Here is a 19841-nt window from a genome sequence, read left to right as displayed (position 1 = left end):
AAGATGTCCCAGGCAACCAAAATCATCATCGCCGACACCCCCATGCGCTGGCAGGACGTCACCGCCGTCGCCCGCCACGGCGCCATGCTCGAACTGTCGGGCCACGCCTGGGCGCGTATCGACAATGCCCAGGCCATCGTGCAGCGCATCGTCGCCAGCGGCGAGCGTGCCTATGGTGTCAACACCGGCCTGGGCGCGTTGTGCAACGTCTCGCTCAAGACCGAGCAACTGAGCCAACTGTCGCGCAATACGCTGTTGAGCCACGCCTGCGGCGTCGGCCCGGTGCTCAGCGATGAGCAAACCCGTGCGATCATCTGCGCGGCGATCATCAACTACAGCCACGGCAAATCCGGCCTGCATCCGCAGGTGGTGCACGCGCTGCTGGCGCTGCTCAACCACGGCATCACCCCGCAAGTACCGTCCCAAGGCTCGGTGGGGTATCTGACCCACATGGCCCATATCGGCGTGGCCCTGCTGGGCGTTGGTAATGTGAGTTATCGCGGCCAGATCGTCACGGCGCAACACGCGTTGCAGGCTGAAGGCTTGCAGCCGGTGGTGCTCGGCGCCAAAGACGGCCTGTGCCTGGTCAATGGCACGCCGTGCATGACCGGCCTGAGCTGCCTGGCCCTGGCCGACGCGCATCACTTGCTGCAGTGGGCCGACGTGATCGGTGCCATGAGCTTCGAAGCCCAGCGCGGCCAGATTGACGCCTTTGACGAAGCCATCATCGCCCTCAAGCCGCACCCGGGCATGCAGCACGTAGGTATCAACCTGCGTGCCCTGCTCGACGGCAGTGAGGTGATTGCCAGCAGCAAAGGTATTCGCACCCAGGACGCCTTGAGCATTCGCTCGATTCCGCAGATTCACGGCGCGGCCCGCGACCAGGTAGAACACGCCACGCGCCAGATCGAGACCGAACTCAACAGCGCCACCGACAACCCGCTGGTGCTGGGCACGCCGGATAATTACCGCGTGGTGTCCCAGGCCAACCCTCACGGGCAGTCCGTCGCGTTGGCGGCCGACATGCTCGCCATCGCCATGGCCGAGATCGGTTCGGTGGCCGAGCGTCGCCTGGATCGCCTGGTCAACCCGCATGTCAGCGGCCTGCCAGCCTTCCTGGTGAGCAACCCGGGCGTCAACTCCGGAATGATGATCGTGCAGTACGTCGCCGCGTCCTTGTGCGGGCAGAACCGCCAGTTGGCGCAACCGGCGGTGCTCGACAATTTCGTCACCTCGGGCCTGCAGGAAGACCACTTGAGCATGGGCACCAACGCCGCGCTCAAGTTGCACCAGGTGCTGGCCAACGTCACCCAGATTCTTGCTATCGAGTACCTGCTGGCGGCCCAGGCTTTCGAGTTTCTCAAGGACCAGCGCTTCGGCGCCGGTACCGACCGCGCCTGGCGTTTGCTGCGCGAAGTGGTCCCTGCTTATGAACAGGACCGCTGGCTGGCGCCGGATATTGCCGCCGCTGCCCAATTGCTTAAAGACACTGCTTTACCGAATTTGCACTGAACACCTAAGAACAATTCACAAGGAGTATGAATGTGACTGCGCTAAACCTGATTCCAGGCCAACTGAGCCTCGCCCAACTGCGTGCCATCTACCAGCAGCCAGTAACCCTCAGCCTGGATGACAGCGCCTCGGCCCAGATCGAAGCCAGCGTTGCCTGCGTGGAGCAGATTCTCGCCGAGAACCGCACCGCCTATGGCATCAACACCGGTTTTGGCCTGTTGGCCTCGACCCGCATCGCCAGCGAAGACCTGGAAAACCTCCAGCGTTCCCTGGTCCTGTCCCACGCCGCCGGCGTCGGTGAGCCGATCAGCGATGCACTGGTGCGACTGGTCATGGTGCTCAAGGTCAACAGCCTGAGCCGTGGCTTCTCCGGGATTCGTCGCCAGGTGATCGACGCGCTGATCGCGCTGATCAACGCCGAGGTGTACCCGCACATTCCGCTCAAGGGGTCAGTGGGTGCTTCCGGTGACCTGGCGCCGCTGGCGCACATGTCCCTGGTACTGCTTGGCGAAGGCAAGGCGCGTTACAAGGGCGAATGGCTGGAAGCCACCGAGGCACTGAAAATCGCCGGCCTCACGCCGCTGACCCTGGCCGCCAAAGAAGGCCTGGCGCTGCTCAACGGCACCCAGGTGTCCACGGCCTATGCCCTGCGTGGCCTGTTCGAAGGCGAAGACCTGTTCGCCGCTGCCCTCGCTTGCGGCGGCCTCACTGTGGAAGCGGTACTGGGTTCGCGTTCGCCGTTCGATGCGCGTATTCATGCGGCGCGTGGCCAGCGTGGCCAGATCGACTCGGCAGCGGCCTATCGTGACCTGCTCGGTGAGAGCAGCCAGGTGTCCCAATCGCACCAGAACTGCGACAAGGTGCAAGACCCGTATTCCCTGCGTTGCCAGCCGCAGGTCATGGGTGCATGCCTGACTCAATTGCGCCAGGCCGCCGAGGTGCTGGTGGTAGAAGCCAACGCAGTGTCGGATAACCCGTTGGTCTTTGCCGCCGAAGGCGATGTGATTTCCGGTGGCAACTTCCACGCCGAACCCGTGGCCATGGTCGCCGATAACATGGCGCTGGCCATTGCCGAAATCGGCTCCCTGAGCGAGCGCCGGATCTCGTTGATGATGGACAAGCACATGTCGCAACTGCCGCCGTTTCTGGTGGGCAATGGCGGGGTGAACTCCGGCTTCATGATCGCCCAGGTGACCGCTGCCGCGCTCGCCAGCGAGAACAAGGCGCTGGCCCATCCCCATAGCGTCGACAGCTTGCCGACTTCGGCCAACCAGGAAGACCACGTGTCCATGGCCCCGGCTGCGGGCAAGCGTTTGTGGGAAATGGCCGAGAACACCCGGGGCATCCTCGCGGTGGAATGGCTCGCGGCGTGCCAGGGCCTGGACCTGCGCGACGGCCTGAAGACCTCGCCCAAGCTGGAAAAAGCCCGTGGCATCCTGCGCGACAAGGTGGCGTTCTATGACAAGGACCGCTTCTTCGCCCCGGACATCAACGCCGCCAGCGAACTGCTCGCCAGCCGCTGCCTGAATGAGCTGGTGCCGGCCAAGTTGCTGCCAAGCCTCTGACCGGGACTCGGTCTGTGCCTGATCATTCCCACGCTCCGCGTGGGAATGCATCCTGTGACGCTCTGCGTCACCGCTCTAAAAGCGGACGCGGAGCGTCCAGGTCGGAGTTCCCACGCCGAGCGTGGGAACGATCTTCTCCTCATAAGAATAATTAGGGACGAGAAATGCACCAGCCAGAAAAAGGTTTGAAACGCGGGCTCAACGCCCGACATATTCGCTTCATGGCCCTCGGTTCCGCGATCGGCACCGGGCTGTTCTATGGCTCTGCCTCCGCCATCCAGATGGCCGGTCCTGCCGTGCTGCTGGCCTACCTGATCGGCGGCGCTGCTGTATTCATGGTGATGCGCGCCCTCGGTGAGATGGCCGTGCACAACCCGGTGTCTGGCTCCTTCGGCCACTACGCCAGCACCTACCTGGGGCCCATGGCCGGGTTTATCCTTGGCTGGACCTACGCCTTTGAAATGATCATCGTCTGCCTCGCCGACGTCACCGCGTTCGGCATCTACATGGGCTTCTGGTTTCCCGAAGTGGCCCGTTGGGTCTGGGTGCTGGGCATCGTATTCCTGATCGGCGGCCTGAACCTGTGCAACGTCAAAGTCTTTGGCGAGATGGAGTTCTGGCTGTCGTTGCTCAAGGTCGGTGCCATTGTGGCGATGATCCTCGGCGGTTTTGGCATCATGCTGTTTGGTATTCACTCGGCAGGCGAAACCCAGGCCAGTGGCTTGAGCAATCTGTGGGCCCACGGCGGCTTCATGCCCAACGGCATCGGTGGGCTGATCGCCTCGTTTGCGGTGGTGATGTTTGCCTTTGGTGGCATCGAAATCATCGGCATCACCGCCGGTGAAGCCAAGGACCCACAGCGGGTGATCCCCAAGGCGATCAACGCGGTGCCGCTGCGTATCCTGCTGTTCTACGTGCTCACCCTGTTCGTGTTGATGGCCATCTACCCGTGGCCGCAGATCGGCAGCCAGGGCAGCCCGTTCGTGCAGATCTTCAGCAACCTGGGGATTGGCTCGGCGGCGACCATTCTCAACATCGTGGTGATCTCGGCGGCGGTGTCGGCGATCAACAGCGACATTTTCGGCGCCGGGCGCATGATGTACGGCCTGGCTCAACAAGGGCAGGCGCCCAAGGGCTTCGCGCAATTGTCCAAACAAGGCGTGCCATGGATGACCGTGGTGGTCATGGGCGCCGCCTTGCTCGGCGGTGTGGTGCTCAACTACCTGATCCCGGAAAGCGTGTTCTTGCTGATCGCCTCGATTGCCACCTTCGCCACCGTGTGGGTATGGCTGATGATCCTGTTTACCCAGGTCGCCATGCGCCGCTCGATGACCAAGGCGCAGATCGCCGAACTGAAATTCCCGGTGCCGTTCTGGCCTTATGCGCCGGCGGCGGCCATTGTGTTCATGCTGTTTGTGTTTGGTGTACTCGGTTACTTCCCGGATACCCAGGCGGCGTTAATGGTAGGCGCCGTGTGGATCGTGCTGCTGATCATCGCCTACTGGCTGTGGGTCAAGCCTGCCGCCGGGCAAACGGCCAAGGTCGATTACGACCCGGTTTTGTCTCATCGATAACTTAGGGAGGCGTTGATGAAAACGCTTTGGCAACACTGCCACGTCGCAACCATGGCCAACGGCAAATACTCGATCATCGAGGATGCCGCCATGGTGACTGCCGGCTCGCTCATCGAGTGGGTCGGCCCCCGCAGCCAGGCGCCAACCGCGGATTACGCCCAGGTGCATGACCTGCAAGGCGCGTGGGTCACTCCCGGGCTGATCGATTGCCACACCCATACGGTGTTCGGTGGCAATCGCAGCGGCGAATTCGAGCAGCGCCTCGAAGGTGTCAGCTACGCCGAGATCGCGGCCAAGGGCGGCGGCATTGCCAGCACTGTGCGCGCAACCCGTGCGGCGAGCGAAGATGAGCTGTTCTTGTGCGCTGAAAAGCGCCTGCGCAGTTTGCTGCGTGACGGCGTGACCACGGTGGAGATCAAGTCCGGCTACGGCCTGGACCTGGCCAACGAACGCAAGATGCTGCGCGTGGCTCGGCGCCTGGGTGAAGCGCTGCCGGTCAGCGTGCGCGCCACCTGCCTGGCCGCCCACGCGTTGCCGCCGGAGTACAAGGACCGCGCCGACGATTACATCGAGCACATCTGCAGCCAGATGCTGCCGGCCCTGGCCGCCGAGGGGTTGGTGGATGCGGTCGATGCCTTCTGTGAATACCTGGCATTTTCCCCCGAGCAGGTTGAGCGGGTATTCAAGGTCGCCCAGCAACTTGGCTTGCCGGTGAAGCTGCACGCCGAGCAACTCTCGTCGTTGCATGGCTCAAGCCTGGCGGCGCGCTACCACGCGTTGTCGGCCGACCACCTGGAATTCATGACTGAAGAAGACGCCATCGCCATGGCTGCGGCCGGTACCGTCGCCGTGCTATTGCCGGGCGCGTTCTACTTCCTGCGTGAAACCCAGTTGCCGCCCATGGACGCCCTGCGCAAACACGGCGTGAAGATCGCCATCGCCAGCGACCTCAACCCCGGCACTTCACCGGCGCTGTCGGTGCGGCTGATGCTGAACATGGCCTGCACCCTGTTCCGCATGACCCCGGAAGAAGCCCTGGCCGGCGCCACGCAACACGCGGCCACCGCGTTGGGCCTGGGCGATACCCATGGTTCCCTGGAAGTGGGCAAGGTCGCGGATTTTGTCGCCTGGCAGATCGATCGCCCCGCCGACCTGGCCTACTGGCTGGGTGGCGAACTGGATAAACGCGTCGTGCGCCACGGCGTCGACGTCACTGTTTGAGAGGATGCAGTTGTGGATAAGGTTCTGACATTCAAACAAGGCCGCGTGCCGCTGCTGATCAGCATGCCCCACGCCGGCCTGCGGCTCACCCCTGCGGTCGAGGCCGGGTTGATCCCCGAGGCGCAAAGCCTGCCGGATACCGATTGGCATATCCCGCTGTTGTATGACTTTGCCGAAGAGCTGGGCGCCAGCACCCTGGCGGCGGAGTACTCGCGGTTTGTCATCGACCTCAACCGGCCCTCCGACAACGCGCCGCTGTATGCCGGTGCTACTACCGGCTTGTACCCAGAGACGCTGTTCGATGGCGTGCCGTTGTTCCGTGAAGGGCAAACGCCCTCCGACGAAGAGCGGGCCAGCTACCTGCAAAAAATCTGGGGGCCGTACCACCGCCAACTGCAAGAAGAACTGGCACGCCTCAAGGCCGAGTTCGGTTATGCGTTGCTGTTCGATGCGCACTCGATCCGCTCGTTGATCCCGCACCTGTTTGACGGCAAATTGCCGGACTTCAATTTGGGTACCTTCAACGGCGCTGCGTGCGACCCGCAGCTGGCCAGCCAGCTGGAAGCCATCTGCGCTCAGCATCCGCAATATACCCATGTGCTGAACGGGCGCTTCAAGGGCGGCCATATCACCCGTCACTACGGCAACCCGGCGCAGGATATTCATGCGGTGCAGCTGGAGTTGTGCCAGAGCACCTATATGGAGGAGTTCGAGCCGTTCCGTTATCGCCATGATTTGGCCGAGCCGACGCAGGTGGTGTTGAGGCAGTTGCTGGAAGGGCTGTTGGCTTGGGGGCAGAAGCACTACCGGTAATTGTTGGTGCTGCTGCAATAGCTTTCGCGAGCAAGCCCGCTTGACCGCGCTCTATCATGAGAATGCGCTCGAGATGTGGGAGCTGGCTTGCCTGCGACAACGGGGGTTCAGCAACACTTTTATCAACTGACACACCGCCATCCCGGCAAAGGGCTGGCCCACGGTTGTTTGCGGGCACGCGGCCAGGTGCCGGAGGTGGATCGGCTGTATGACTATCTGCTTGGTTACCTGAGGCGCGAACTGCTGACACAGGTCTAAGTGCTCAAGGACATGCTCATTGCACAATTCGGGTTTATGATGCCAGACGGCAAAATAATAGACGTCCCCCCAGGGATGAACCCGACACCCTACGGAGCACGCAATGCAGACTTGGTACCCGCAGATCAAACCCTACGCCCGGCACGATCTGGCTGTCGATGACACCCACACCCTGTACGTCGATGAAAGTGGCTCCCCCGAAGGCTTGCCTGTCGTGTTCATCCATGGAGGCCCCGGCTCCGGTTGCGACGCCCAGAGCCGCTGCTATTTCGACCCGAACCTCTACCATATTGTCACCTTCGACCAGCGTGGCTGCGGCCGCTCTACGCCAAGGGCCAGTCTCGAGAACAACACCACCTGGGATCTGGTCGCCGACCTTGAGCGCATCCGCGAGCATCTGGGCATCGACAAATGGGTGCTGTTCGGCGGCTCCTGGGGGTCGACCCTGGCCCTGGCCTACGCGCAAACCCACCCCGAGCGCGTGCATGGCCTGATCGTGCGCGGCATCTTCCTCGCCCGCCCGCAGGATATTCGCTGGTTCTACCAGGAGGGCGCGAGCCGCCTGTTCCCGGACTACTGGCAGGATTATGTGGCACCCATCCCGGTGGAAGAGCGCCACGATATGATTGCCGCTTACCACAAGCGCCTGACCGGCAACGACCAGATCGCCCAGATGCATGCGGCCAAAGCCTGGTCGGGCTGGGAAGGCCGTATGTTGGGCCTGTGCCCGAGCCCGCAGCATGTGGAACGGTTTTCCGAGCCGCAGCGCGCCTTGTCCATCGCACGTATCGAATGCCATTACTTCACCAACAACTCCTTCCTGGAACCCAACCAGCTGATTCGCGACATGCACAAGATCGCCCATCTGCCTGGCGTCATCATCCATGGCCGCTACGATATGATCTGCACGCTGGATAACGCTTGGGAGCTGCATCAGGCCTGGCCCAACAGCGAGTTGCAGGTGATTCGCGAAGCAGGGCACGCGGCGTCCGAGCCGGGCATCACCGACGCACTGGTGCGTGCGACCGGCGAAATGGCCCGGCGCCTGCTCGACCTGCCGCCTGAAGAAGCATGAAGGGCTTGTTGCAGCGGGTGCGTGGCGCCCGGGTTGAGGTCGCAGGGGAGGTGATAGGCTCGATTGACCAGGGTTTGCTGGTGCTGGTGGCCGTCGAGCCTTCAGATACGCCCGAAAGCGCCGACAAACTGCTGCACAAGCTGCTTAACTATCGGGTGTTCAGTGACGAGGAGGGCAAGATGAACCTGTCCCTCAAGGACATCGGCGGCGGTTTGCTGCTGGTGTCGCAGTTCACCCTGGCGGCGGATACCAAAAGCGGGCTACGGCCCAGCTTCTCCACAGCGGCTCCTCCGGCCCTGGGAGCGGCGCTTTTTGAGCACTTGTTGTTACAAGCGCAACAATTGCATGGCAAGGTGGCGTCGGGGCGTTTTGGCGCGGATATGCAGGTGCACTTGGTCAATGATGGCCCTGTGACCTTCCTCTTACAGACATGAATGTATGAAAAACGACGTTAATGCCTAAAAACGCAGGGTTTCGCTACAAATACTTCACTGTCCCTGATGCGTTGTCTCGCGGGCTACTAGATAATCGCGCGCTACGGGGATCAGCGTTGTTTGGTCCATTTTTGACTTAGGTAGAGCCTTGTCCGACAACCGCATGGGGAATCATTTCGCCCCAGAGGAGTCGGAACATTGCTCGCCAACCTGGCATATAGATAGCTGGCCGTTGGTTTTTTGATCTGTTTTCGGCGAGGGTTGCTCGTGATTGTTAGTCCCTGTAATGCACCAAAATTGTCTGCCAAACGGTTACGAAACGCACTGGTGACGGGCTCTGCCCTGTTTTGCCTGTTCGGCGCGGGTCAACTGTGGGCGTTCAGTCTGGATGATGTGTCGGCCAAGGCAAAAGAGCTGGCTGGGCAGAAATACGAAGCTCCGCGCAGCAATTTGCCGAACGAATTCCGCGAAATGAAATTCGCTGACTACCAGAAGATTCGTTTCCGCAATGAAAAAGCCGAGTGGGCCGATCAGAACACCCCGTTCAAGCTGTCCTTCTATCACCAGGGGATGCATTTCGACACCCCGGTGAAAATCAACGAAGTCACCGCCGACAGCGTGCATGAAATCAAGTACGACCCGACGCGTTTCGATTTCGGCGACGTGAAATTTGATCCTAAAGCCACCGAACAGCTGGGTTACGCCGGTTTCCGTGTGCTTTTCCCGATCAACAAGGCCGACAAGCAAGACGAAATCATGACCATGCTCGGCGCCAGCTATTTCCGCGTCGTGGGCAAGGATCAGGTGTACGGCTTGTCTGCCCGTGGCATGGCGATCGACACCGCGTTGCCGTCTGGCGAAGAATTCCCGCGTTTCACCGAGTTCTGGATCGAGCGTCCAAAGCCGGGTGACAAGCACCTGGTGATTTTCGCGCTGCTGGATTCGCCACGCGCCACTGGCGCTTATCGCCTGATCCTGCGTCCTGGCACCGACACCGTAGTGGACGTCAAATCCCAGATGTTCCTGCGTGACAAGGTCAGCAAGCTGGGCGTTGCGCCGTTGACCTCGATGTTCCTGTTCGGCGCCAACCAGCCGTCCAAGGTCCTCAACTACCGCCGCGAGCTCCACGATTCCAGCGGCCTGTCGATTCACGCCGGCAATGGCGAGTGGATCTGGCGTCCGCTGAACAACCCTAAACACCTGTCGGTCAGCAACTTCAGCGTCGAGAACCCGCGTGGGTTCGGCCTGCTGCAACGTGGCCGCAACTTCAGCCACTACGAAGACCTGGACGACAACTACGACAAGCGCCCAAGCGCCTGGATCGAGCCTGAAGGTGACTGGGGCAAAGGCTCTGTCGACCTGGTCGAGATCCCGACCGCCGATGAAACCAACGACAACATCGTGGCGTTCTGGAGCCCGGCCGAACTGCCGGAAGTCGGCAAGCCGCTGGACGTGGCCTACCGCCTGCACTGGACACTGGACGACGCGGCCTTCCATTCGCCGGACAGTGCCTGGGTCAAGCAGACCCTGCGCTCCACGGGTGATGTGAAGCAATCGAACCTGATCCGTCAGCCGGATGGCAGCGTGGCCTACCTGGTGGACTTCGAGGGCCCGTCCCTGAAGAAACTGCTGCCGGACGCCCCGGTGCGTAGCCAGGTGAGTGTGGGTGATAACGCTGAACTGGTTGAAAACAGCGTGCGCTACAACGAACACACCAAAGGCTGGCGCCTGACCCTGCGTATGAAGATCAAGGACGCAAGCAAGCCGACCGAAATGCGTGCGGCACTGGTGCAGGATATCGTGCAGCCTGAGGCTGAGTCGGTTTCCAACCATGTGCTCAAGGCCGATAAAGTCTTGGCCAAGCAGCATGAGAAACAGGCCAAGAAAGACGCCAAGGACAAGGAAGCCAAACAGCCTGAGGCTGCCCCAGCCACGCCGGAGCCGATCAAGACCGAGCAAGTCCTGACCGAAACCTGGAGCTATCAGTTGCCTGCCGATGAGTAATTCTCAAGTCAAGCCAGAGACTCTGTCCGAGTACCTGGCGCATCTACCCATGACGGCTGAGCAGCGCGCCGAGCTGGCGGGCTGCAAGTCCTTCAGCGAGCTGCACGAACGTCTGTCGTCCAAGACCTTCGACGCACCGACCGACGCTGCCCAAGCGTCGGTTGGCCGCCGCTTGACCCTCAACAGCGCCGAAGAGCTGCAAGACGCCGAGATGCTGGCGCTCGATGCCAGCGGTCGTGTGTGCCTCAAGGCCACGCCGCCGATCCGTCGGACCAAAGTGGTGCCCGAGCCTTGGCGCACCAACATCCTGGTGCGCGGTTGGCGCCGGATGACCGGGCGCACCAACCCGCCCAAGCCACCGAAAGACGAGCGGGTGCTGCCGGCTGCGCGCTGGCGTACCGTGGGCTCGATCCGTCGTTACATCCTGTTGGTGCTGATGCTGGGCCAGACCATCGTGGCCGGCTGGTACATGAAAGGCATCATGCCGTACCAAGGCTGGTCGCTGGTCGACTTCGACGAGATCCGCAACCAGACCCTGCTGCAAACCGCTACCCAGGTACTGCCTTACGCGCTGCAAACCAGCATCCTGATCATGTTCGGGATTCTTTTCTGCTGGGTGTCGGCCGGTTTCTGGACTGCGCTCATGGGCTTCCTGGAGCTGCTGACCGGTCACGATAAATATCGTATCTCCGGTAAAAGTGCCGGTGACGAGCCGATTCCAAAGGATGCGCGCACCGCCCTGGTGATGCCGATCTGTAACGAAGACGTGCCGCGTGTATTCGCCGGTTTGCGTGCGACATTCGAATCGGTGGCCGCAACCGGTGACCTGGACCGCTTCGATTTCTTCGTGCTCAGCGACAGTAACGACGCCGACATCTGCATCGCCGAACAGCAAGCCTGGCTCGACGTATGCCGCGAAGCGGGTGGTTTCGGCAAGATCTTCTATCGCCGTCGTCGCCGTCGCGTAAAGCGCAAGAGCGGCAACCTCGACGACTTCTGCCGTCGTTGGGGCGGTGACTACAAGTACATGGTCGTTCTTGACGCTGACTCTGTGATGAGCGGCGAGTGCCTGACCAGCCTGGTGCGCCTGATGGAAGCCACGCCGGATGCCGGGATTATCCAGACCGCGCCGCGTGCGTCGGGCATGGATACCCTGTATGCGCGGATGCAGCAGTTCGCCACCCGCGTCTACGGCCCGCTGTTTACCGCCGGCCTGCACTTCTGGCAGTTGGGTGAATCCCACTACTGGGGCCACAACGCCATTATCCGTATGAAGCCGTTTATCGAGCACTGCGCCTTGGCGCCGCTGCCCGGTAAAGGCGCGTTTGCCGGTGCGATCCTCTCCCACGACTTCGTTGAAGCCGCGCTGATGCGCCGTGCCGGCTGGGGCGTGTGGATTGCCTACGACCTGCCGGGCAGCTACGAAGAACTGCCGCCGAACCTGCTGGACGAACTCAAGCGTGACCGTCGCTGGTGCCACGGTAACCTGATGAACTTCCGCCTGTTCCTGGTCAAAGGCATGCACCCGGTGCACCGTGCGGTGTTCCTCACCGGCGTGATGTCCTACCTGTCGGCGCCGTTGTGGTTCTTCTTCCTGGTGTTGTCCACGGCCTTGCTGGCGGTGAACACCCTGATGGAACCGCAATACTTCATGGCGCCGCGCCAGTTGTACCCGCTGTGGCCACAATGGCACCCGGACAAGGCGGTGGCGCTGTTCTCCACCACCATCGTGCTGTTGTTCCTGCCTAAACTGCTCAGCATCATCTTGATCTGGGCCAAGGGCGCCAAAGAGTTCGGTGGCAAGTTCAAGGTGACCCTGTCGATGCTGCTGGAGATGTTGTTCTCCATGCTGCTGGCGCCGGTGCGGATGATCTTCCACACCCGTTTCGTCCTCGCCGCCTTCCTCGGCTGGGCCGCAACCTGGAACTCGCCGCAACGTGACGATGACTCCACGCCATGGAGCGAAGCGGTCAAGCGTCATGGTCCGCAAACCCTGCTGGGCTTCCTGTGGGCCCTGCTGGTGGTGTGGCTGAACCCGAGCTTCCTGTGGTGGTTGGTGCCGATCGTCGGTTCGCTGATGCTGTCGATCCCGGTGTCGGTGATTTCCAGCCGGGTCAAGCTGGGCCTCAAGTCCCGCGACGAGAGCCTGTTCCTGATCCCTGAGGAATACAATCCGCCGCAAGCCTTGCTCTCGACCGAGAAGTACACCCACGAAAACCGTTGGCACGCCCTCAACGACGGCTTTGTGCGTTCGGTGGTAGACCCGCAGCAGAACGCCCTGGCCTGCGCCTTGGCGACCTCGCGGCACCGTGAGGCCGAGCCCATCGAGTACCTGCGCATGGAACGGGTTCGCCACGCGTTGAAAGTCGGCCCGGCCGGCCTCAACAACAGCGAACGCCTAGCCTTGCTCAGCGACCCGGTGGCCCTGGCTCGCCTGCATGAGCAGGTGTGGAGCGAAGGCCACGCCGAGTGGCTAGGCGCTTGGCGTGCCTCGATCAAGGCCGATCCGCACGCGCCGTTGCTGCCCCTGCAACCACAGTCGTCCCAGGCCCAACCGGCCTGATTCAGGCACCCCCGAAGGCTCACTTCGGGGGTGTTTCAAACGTTGGTCCTACAGCGTTTTTCGCTTCTTCCTTTTTGTCGCTAACTCCTTGTTATTTCGAAACAAAAGACCTTTGATCGAGGCGTATTGCCGTGCCCGCGGCTGGGTTAGGATCGCCCCCCAAATTGGACTCGCCACGGGGGCATTCATGATCAAAAGGTATTGTTTGGCATTGCTGATGGGCTTTTTCCTGGGGGGGCACGCAGGCTTGCTTTACGCGGGCGCGCTGGACAACGCTGTGCGCCGTGGCGTGCTTAAGGTCGGTACAACCCCCAATAACGTCCCTTTCGAAATGCTCGATAAGCAGGGGCGCATCGTCGGCTTTGAAATTGACTTGCTCCATACCATGAGCCGCGCACTTGGCGTAGAGCTTGAATTGGTGGCAGTGCCTTACACGGATCTGTTGCCGGGGCTGACGACGAACAAGTTTGATCTGATTGGCAGCGGCATGACGGTCACTCAAGAGCGCAACCTCAAACTCAACTTCAGTGACTCGTTTGTCGTGGTGGGCCAGACGGTGCTGCTGCACCCACGCATGGCCGGGAAGGTCTCCAGTATTGAAGAACTGGACGACGCCAGTTACCGCGTGGTTACCACCCAAGGCACCACCGGTGAAGCCGCAGCACAGCGCTTTCTTGTATCTGCGCGGCTCAGCAGTGTGCCCAACCCGGAAGAAGGCGTGCGGCAGGTCGTTGAAGGCAAGGCCGATGCTTTTATCCATGATGCGCCCTACAACCTGATCGCGATGAGTCGGCCACAGAACAGTACATTGTTGGCACTTGAGCAACCCTTCACCTTTGAGCCCTTGGCGTTCGGCCTGAAAAAAGGCGATTACGACAGCCTCAATTGGATCAACCATTTTCTCAACCAGATCGCCCAGGACGGCACCTACGATCGCCTGCATGACAAGTGGTTCAGGGATACGGCCTGGATAGCCGAGATCGACTGATCGTCATAACTGCTTACACATCAATCCCTGATCGAGAGGCCGCGCTGAAGCGTCTGCGCCTGTGTTTGGCCGGGTCGCTGTCAGGGTTTTCCGACACACGCCGATAACATTTACCGGTGAAACCTTTGTGGCGGACAACGAGTGGGTTAGGATCGCACCCCGAAATGGCGCAGCCCTCTTGTGCGCCAACCTTATAAGAATCGTTCAGGGGTCTTGATGATGAAAAAGTATCTTTCGATGCTGATGCTCGGCGTCACCGCGCTGGTCGCTGCCACTGCGGCCCAGGCCGGCGCCATTGATGAGGCGGTCAAGCGCGGCACGTTGAAAGTTGGCATGGACCCCACCTACATGCCGTTCGAAATGACCGACAAGCGCGGTGAAATCATCGGTTTCGAAGTCGACATCCTCAAGGCTATGGCCAAGTCCATGGGCGTCAAGCTGGAGCTGGTGTCCACCGGTTACGACGGCATCATCCCGGCCTTCCTGACCGGCAAGTTCGATATGATCGGCAGCGGCATGACCCTGACCCAGGAACGCAACCTGCGCCTGAATTTCAGCGAACCCTTCATCGTGGTCGGCCAGACGTTGCTGATCCGCAAGGAGCTGGAAGGCACCATCAAGTCCTACAAAGACCTGAACGACGAGAAATACCGCCTGACCTCCAAGCTCGGCACCACCGGTGAGATGGTCGCCAAGAAGCTGATCTCCAAGGCCAAGTACCACGGCTACGACAACGAGCAGGAAGGCGTGCTCGACGTGGTCAACGGCAAGGCTGACGCGTTCGTCTACGACGCACCGTACAACGTGGTGGCCGAGAAGAAAGTCGGTAACGGCAAACTGGTGTTTCTGGAAGAACCCTTCACCTTTGAGCCCCTGGCGTTCGGTTTGAAGAAAGGCGATTACGACAGCATCAACTTCATCAACAACTTCCTGCACCAGATCCGTAACGACGGCACCTACGATCGCATCCATGACAAGTGGTTCAAGAGCTCCGAGTGGCTCAAGGACATGGAATAAGGCCTGACACCGAGTTGCCTGTATCGCAGGCAAGCCAGCTCCCACATTTGACTGTATTCACACATCAACCTGTGGGGGCGGGCTTGCCCGCGATGGCGGCCTATCAGGCGACACCTATGCGGAAAGTGAAATGAAACAGAAAAAAGCCCAATGGCCCTGGCACCTGCTGACGGTGGTCGTGCTGGTCGGCCTGGCGGGTGCCTTGTACTACGCTACGTCGTTGATGTCTTACGAATGGCGCTGGAATCGCGTCCCCCAATACTTCGCCTATCAAGCCGAGACCTCCCAGCGCGCCGCGGATATTTCCACCGTGGTCGAGTTGGTGCGCAAAGGCGATACGGCCGAAGTCACCCTGCGCAACGACGCCGGAGTCGAGCAAAAGCTCACAGTCGCCGATAACAGCCTGCAAGTGGCGCGCGGCGACGATGTGGCTGAAGGCGATGTGGTCGGCGTGACCCGGCAATGGGCATTGGGACCATTGATGTGGGGCTTGTGGACCACGCTGTGGCTGTCGGTGGTGTCCGGCATCCTGGGTTTGGCGATTGGCTTGGCGACCGGGCTGTGCAGGCTGTCGAAAAATCCCACCTTGCGCGATCTGTCGACAATCTATGTCGAGCTGGTGCGGGGCACGCCGCTGCTGGTGCAGATCTTCATTTTCTATTTCTTTATCGGCACGGTGCTCAACCTGTCCCGGGAGTTTGCCGGGATTGCCGCACTGTCGTTGTTCACGGGTGCCTACGTGGCAGAAATCGTGCGCGCCGGCGTGCAGTCCATCACCCGTGGCCAGGATGAAGCGGCGCGTTCCCTGGGCTTGAGCGCCAGCCAGTCGATGCGCCACGTGGTACTGCCGCAGGCCTTCAAGCGTGTGCTGCCGCCCCTGGCCGGGCAATTTATCAGCCTGGTCAAGGATACGTCTCTGGTGTCGGTGATCGCGATTACCGAGTTGCTCAAGAGCGGCCGCGAAGTGATCACCACCTCGTTCTCGCCGTTTGAAATCCTGTTTTGTGTGGCGGGCTTGTACCTGCTGATCAACCTGCCGCTGTCGAAGATGGCCAGCCGGCTTGAGCGGAGGCTTGCCCAAAGTGATTGAAGTACGCGATCTGGTAAAAGTCTTCGATACCCGTGGGCAACTGGTGCGCGCGGTGGATCACGTCACCACCCAAGTGGCCAAGGGCGAGGTGCTGGTGGTGATCGGACCTTCGGGTTCCGGCAAGTCCACCTTCTTGCGCTGCCTGAATGGGTTGGAGGCGTTCGATTCGGGTTCGGTGAGCATCGACGGCCTGCAACTGGCCGACCCTAAGACCGACGTGAATGCCTACCGCCGTGAAGTCGGCATGGTGTTCCAGCACTTCAACCTGTTCCCCCACATGACCGTGCTGGAAAACCTGTGCCTGGCGCAAAAGGTCGTGCGCAAGCGCGGCAAGCAAGAGCGCGAGGCCAAGGCCCTGGCGCTGTTGGAAAAGGTCGGTATTGCGCAGAAGGCCCATGAGTTTCCATCGCGCCTGTCTGGCGGCCAGCAGCAGCGAGTCGCCATTGCCCGAGCCCTGGCTATGGAGCCCAAGGTGATGCTGTTTGACGAGCCCACCTCGGCCCTCGACCCGGAAATGGTCGGTGAAGTGCTCGACGTGATGAAGACCCTGGCCCTGGAAGGCATGACCATGGTGTGCGTCACCCACGAGATGGGCTTTGCCCGGGAAGTGGCAGACCGGGTGTTGTTTTTCGATCACGGCAAACTGCTGGAAGACGCCGCCCCGGCCGAGTTCTTCAATGCGCCAAAAGACCCGCGTGCCCAGGCCTTCCTGCGCCAAGTCCTGTAGAAATATTTGCCTCTGTGGCGAGCGAGCTTGCTCGCGCTGGAGTGCGAAGCGCTCCCAAGATTTTGGGGCCGCTGCGCAGCCCAGCGGGAGCAAGCTCCCTCGCCACAGGTCAAAGCTTGAATTTGTCGACCAGCGTCTGCAAGTCCAGGCTCAACCTTGTCAACTGAACACTCGCGGCCGCCGTTTCCTCGCTGGCGGCGGCGGTTTGTTCCGACACGTCCCGCACCTTCAACACACTGCGGTTGATCTCCTCGGCCACAGCGCTTTGCTGTTCCGCTGCGGCGGCGATCTGCGGGTTCATTTCCTGGATGATCGACACCGTGCGGGCAATGGCGCTCAGAGCGTCGCCGGCGTCGCGGGTCAGGGCGACGCTGTTGTCGGTCAGGTTGCGGCTGCTGTCCATGATATCCGCCACCTGCTGGGTGCCGTTATGCAGGCCGAGGATCAGCCCTTCGATCTCCTCGGCCGATTCCTGAGTGCGTTGGGCCAGGCTGCGCACTTCGTCGGCGACCACCGCAAAGCCTTGGCCGGCAGTGCCCGCACGTGCCGCTTCAATGGCGGCGTTCAGGGCCAGCAGGTTGGTCTGCTGAGAAACAGACTTGATCACGTCCAGCACACTGGCGATCTTCTGGCTCTCCTGTTGCAGCTCGAGCATCGCACGGCCTGACAGCGCCATTTCACTGGCCAGGTTGCCAATCTGCTCCACGGCCTGGGTGACCACCTGCTCACCGGCGCCGGCCTGATGGTCGGCTTCTTGGGCCGCCACCGAGGCGCGTTCGGCGTGGCGCGCCACTTCCTGGGCAGTGGCGAGCATTTCATTCATTGCCGTCGCCACCTGGTCGGTTTCATCTTTCTGCTCGTTGAGCCCGCTGCGGGTCTGCTCGGTGACGGTGGATAACTGCGTGGCCGCTCCGGCGATCTGCCGGGCACTGTCACCGATATTACTGATCAGGCTACGCAGGCTGCGGGTCATTTGCCCGATGCTTTGCTGCAACTGGCCGAGTTCGTCGTGACGGTCGACCGCCATGTCATGGCTGAGGTCGCCCTCGGCAACACGGTGGGCGGCGCCGAGAATTTCTCGCAGTGGCGCCGCAATCTGCCGGGCGATCCACCAGGCGGCCAGCGTGCCCAGTGCCAGGGCGGCCACTGTCACGCTGATCAGCAACGCACGGGTTTGGTCCGCCTCGTTGTTGCGCCTGGCATTCTGGCTCTGGCTCAGCAGATTGCTCTTGTCCCGCAGCTCGTTGAGTTGCTGTTCGAGGCTGTTTTGCACGGTTTCGGTATCGAGCTGGGCTTGCTCGAGCTTTAGCAGTTGTTCACGGTAGTTGGCCAAATCGGTCTTGAGCAGCGTCGAGTCCACCGGGAGCGCGGTGACGGAAGCCAGCGCGGCCTGCAGTTCATCAAGCGACTGGTCGAACGCATCGGCGTAGGCCTTTAAGGTAACGGCCGCCCAGGCGGGGCTCTGCGCTCGATCTTCGGCTTGCTCCATGGCCTGGCGCAGGTTCTCGATGGCGTCGAGGGCCTTCTCGTCATTTTGATCGGGCAAGTCACTGGCCAGTTGAGCGAGGGTGTCACTGGCCTGCAGGGCGGACTTCTTGAGCGCTGGACGGATCTGCTCGCGCGCGGCCAGCAACGGTGGCAACTGTACGAGCGCGGCTTTCGAGCCCGACACCAACAGAGCCGCTTCTTCCAGCCATTGTCGGTCGGTGGCGGCTCGCAAGCGGCTCGAAAGGCCGGTCAGATACTGGTCGATCTGTTCAATCCTTTGGTTCATCTTGTCCAGGCTGTTGCTGTCCATCAGCGTGCGGTACACGATGCGGTCGGCGCGCATGGCCTCGGCTTCGACAGCCAGATGGCCCAGGACCGTCAGGCTGTCGGATCGGTAAAGCACGGCGCTCAAGGCTTGCCAGCCGGTGGCTGCGATCAGGAAACTGAGGATCAGCACTTGGCCAAAACCCAGGGCTAGCTTGAGGCGGACGCTGGCATTGACCAGCATGCGGGTCAGCCGAAGAAACATGGTGAACCTCCGAATCAGAGAAAGCGTTTCGCGACACATGAAACGCTAATTCGATTCGGGACCGTGGAGGGCTGATAACTGTGTAGGAGATTTCACAAGTTGCGGCGGCTTTGGTAAGCCGCCGTGTAGGGTAATTCAGACTCGGAAGCGCCCGACGAGGGTCTGCAGGTAGATCCCCAGGCGCGCCAGTTCGGCACTGGAGGACGCAGTTTCTTCGCTGGCCGACGAGGTTTGCTCGGAGATGTCGCGCACATTCAGCACGCTGCGGTTGATCTCTTCAGCCACGGCGCTTTGCTGCTCGGCGGCGGTGGCGATCTGTGAGTTCATGGCCTGGATGGTCGAGACGGTACGGGTGATATTGCCCAGCGCGTGGCCGGCCCGGCGCGTCAGCTCAACACTGCTCTCGGTCAGCCCGCGGCTGTTGTCCATGATGGTTGCCACCTGCTGGGTACCACTTTGCAGGCCGACGATCAGCTCTTCGATCTCTTCAGTGGACTTCTGCGTGCGCTGGGCCAGGCTGCGCACCTCGTCGGCCACCACGGCAAAGCCGCGCCCGGCCTCACCGGCACGCGCCGCCTCAATGGCGGCGTTAAGGGCCAGCAGGTTGGTTTGCTGGGCCACGGATTTGATCACGTCGAGCACACTGCCGATCTTGTCGCTTTCGCGCTTGAGTTCACCCATGGCCACCGTGGAATTACCCACTTCGGTGGCCAGGCGCTCGATCTGGGCGATGGCTTCACCCACCACCTGGTCGCCTTCACGGGCTTGCTGGTCGGCAGCCACGGCGGCTTCCGAGGCCTCTTCGGCATTGCGCGCCACTTCCTGCACGGTGGCCGCCATTTCGTTCATGGCGGTGGCCACCTGGTCGGTCTCGACTTTCTGGCTGTTGACCCCGGCGCTGGTTTGTTCGGTCACGGCTGACAACTGCTCAGCGGCGCTGGCGATCTGGGTGACCCCGTCGCTGATCCCGCCGATCAACTCGC

General features: G+C 61.4%; 14 protein-coding genes and 2 pseudogenes. 14 read left to right on the top strand and 2 right to left on the bottom strand.

Translation table 11 applies throughout. The annotated features are described in order from the left end of the window. Positions 1-3: 3 nt before the first annotated feature. The 14 genes and pseudogenes from hutH (APH41_RS13735) (at position 4) to APH41_RS13675 (ending at position 16841) form a co-directional block, all read left to right on the top strand. A complete protein-coding gene (gene hutH / locus APH41_RS13735) occupies positions 4-1512 on the top strand; it encodes a histidine ammonia-lyase (RefSeq protein WP_054919508.1) in 1509 nt (502 codons plus the stop codon). A 26-nt stretch (positions 1513-1538) separates the two neighbouring features. Beyond that, entirely contained in the window at positions 1539-3077 is a 1539-nt protein-coding gene (gene hutH, locus APH41_RS13730; protein WP_156359051.1) for a histidine ammonia-lyase, read from the top strand. Positions 3078-3241: 164 nt separating this feature from the next. Further along, positions 3242-4651, top strand: a complete 1410-nt coding sequence (locus tag APH41_RS13725) for an amino acid permease (RefSeq protein ID WP_054919479.1) — start codon at positions 3242-3244, stop codon at positions 4649-4651. 15 nt (positions 4652-4666) lie between these two features. Continuing rightward, positions 4667-5872, top strand: a complete 1206-nt coding sequence (gene hutI, locus APH41_RS13720; RefSeq protein ID WP_054919477.1) for an imidazolonepropionase — start codon at positions 4667-4669, stop codon at positions 5870-5872. A gap of 12 nt (positions 5873-5884) precedes the next feature. Further along, positions 5885-6685 carry an N-formylglutamate deformylase gene (hutG, locus tag APH41_RS13715; RefSeq protein ID WP_054897534.1) on the top strand — a complete coding sequence of 267 codons (801 nt, stop codon included), beginning with the start codon at positions 5885-5887 and terminating at the stop codon, positions 6683-6685. Positions 6686-6829: 144 nt separating this feature from the next. Next, positions 6830-6943: pseudogene (locus APH41_RS29380) on the top strand (alpha/beta hydrolase); the annotation flags it as partial. A 103-nt stretch (positions 6944-7046) separates the two neighbouring features. Next, on the top strand, positions 7047-8018 hold the full coding sequence (gene pip, locus APH41_RS13710) for a prolyl aminopeptidase (protein WP_034125552.1): 972 nt from the start codon (positions 7047-7049) through the stop codon (positions 8016-8018). After that, positions 8015-8452, top strand: a complete 438-nt coding sequence (gene dtd, locus APH41_RS13705) for a D-aminoacyl-tRNA deacylase (RefSeq protein ID WP_034125553.1) — start codon at positions 8015-8017, stop codon at positions 8450-8452. The genes pip and dtd overlap by 4 nt, the downstream gene beginning before the upstream one ends. Before the next feature lie 267 nt (positions 8453-8719). After that, positions 8720-10456: a glucan biosynthesis protein G gene (locus APH41_RS13700; protein ID WP_034125862.1), complete on the top strand. Its 1737-nt coding sequence runs from the start codon at positions 8720-8722 to the stop codon at positions 10454-10456. After that, positions 10449-13027: pseudogene (gene mdoH, locus APH41_RS13695) on the top strand (glucans biosynthesis glucosyltransferase MdoH); the annotation flags it as partial. The gene APH41_RS13700 and the pseudogene mdoH, both read left to right, overlap by 8 nt. A gap of 179 nt (positions 13028-13206) precedes the next feature. Continuing rightward, positions 13207-14007: a transporter substrate-binding domain-containing protein gene (locus tag APH41_RS13690; protein WP_034125555.1), complete on the top strand. Its 801-nt coding sequence runs from the start codon at positions 13207-13209 to the stop codon at positions 14005-14007. Positions 14008-14226: 219 nt separating this feature from the next. Next, the gene (locus tag APH41_RS13685) at positions 14227-15024 is read left to right on the top strand and encodes a transporter substrate-binding domain-containing protein (protein WP_032901820.1); all 798 of its coding nucleotides are present in this window, start codon (positions 14227-14229) and stop codon (positions 15022-15024) included. 130 nt (positions 15025-15154) lie between these two features. Next, a complete protein-coding gene (locus tag APH41_RS13680) occupies positions 15155-16114 on the top strand; it encodes an amino acid ABC transporter permease (RefSeq protein ID WP_032893984.1) in 960 nt (319 codons plus the stop codon). Continuing rightward, positions 16107-16841 (top strand): amino acid ABC transporter ATP-binding protein, encoded by a 735-nt coding sequence (locus tag APH41_RS13675; protein ID WP_034125863.1) that lies wholly within the window; start codon positions 16107-16109, stop codon positions 16839-16841. The genes APH41_RS13680 and APH41_RS13675 overlap by 8 nt, the downstream gene beginning before the upstream one ends. Before the next feature lie 109 nt (positions 16842-16950). On the opposite strand, the gene APH41_RS13670 is transcribed toward APH41_RS13675, so the two are convergent. Next, positions 16951-18858, bottom strand: coding sequence for a methyl-accepting chemotaxis protein (locus APH41_RS13670; protein ID WP_054919474.1), 1908 nt, complete (start codon positions 18856-18858; stop codon positions 16951-16953). A 135-nt stretch (positions 18859-18993) separates the two neighbouring features. Beyond that, entirely contained in the window at positions 18994-19707 is a 714-nt protein-coding gene (locus APH41_RS29685) for a methyl-accepting chemotaxis protein (RefSeq protein WP_370712509.1), read from the bottom strand. Positions 19708-19841: the final 134 nt, after the last annotated feature.

Origin of the sequence: Pseudomonas sp. NBRC 111138 (assembly GCF_001320835.1) — a bacterium.
Lineage (GTDB): Bacteria > Pseudomonadota > Gammaproteobacteria > Pseudomonadales > Pseudomonadaceae > Aquipseudomonas > Aquipseudomonas paracarnis.
Note: the sequence above shows the minus strand (reverse complement) of the source record. Positions and strands in the feature narration are given on the sequence as shown.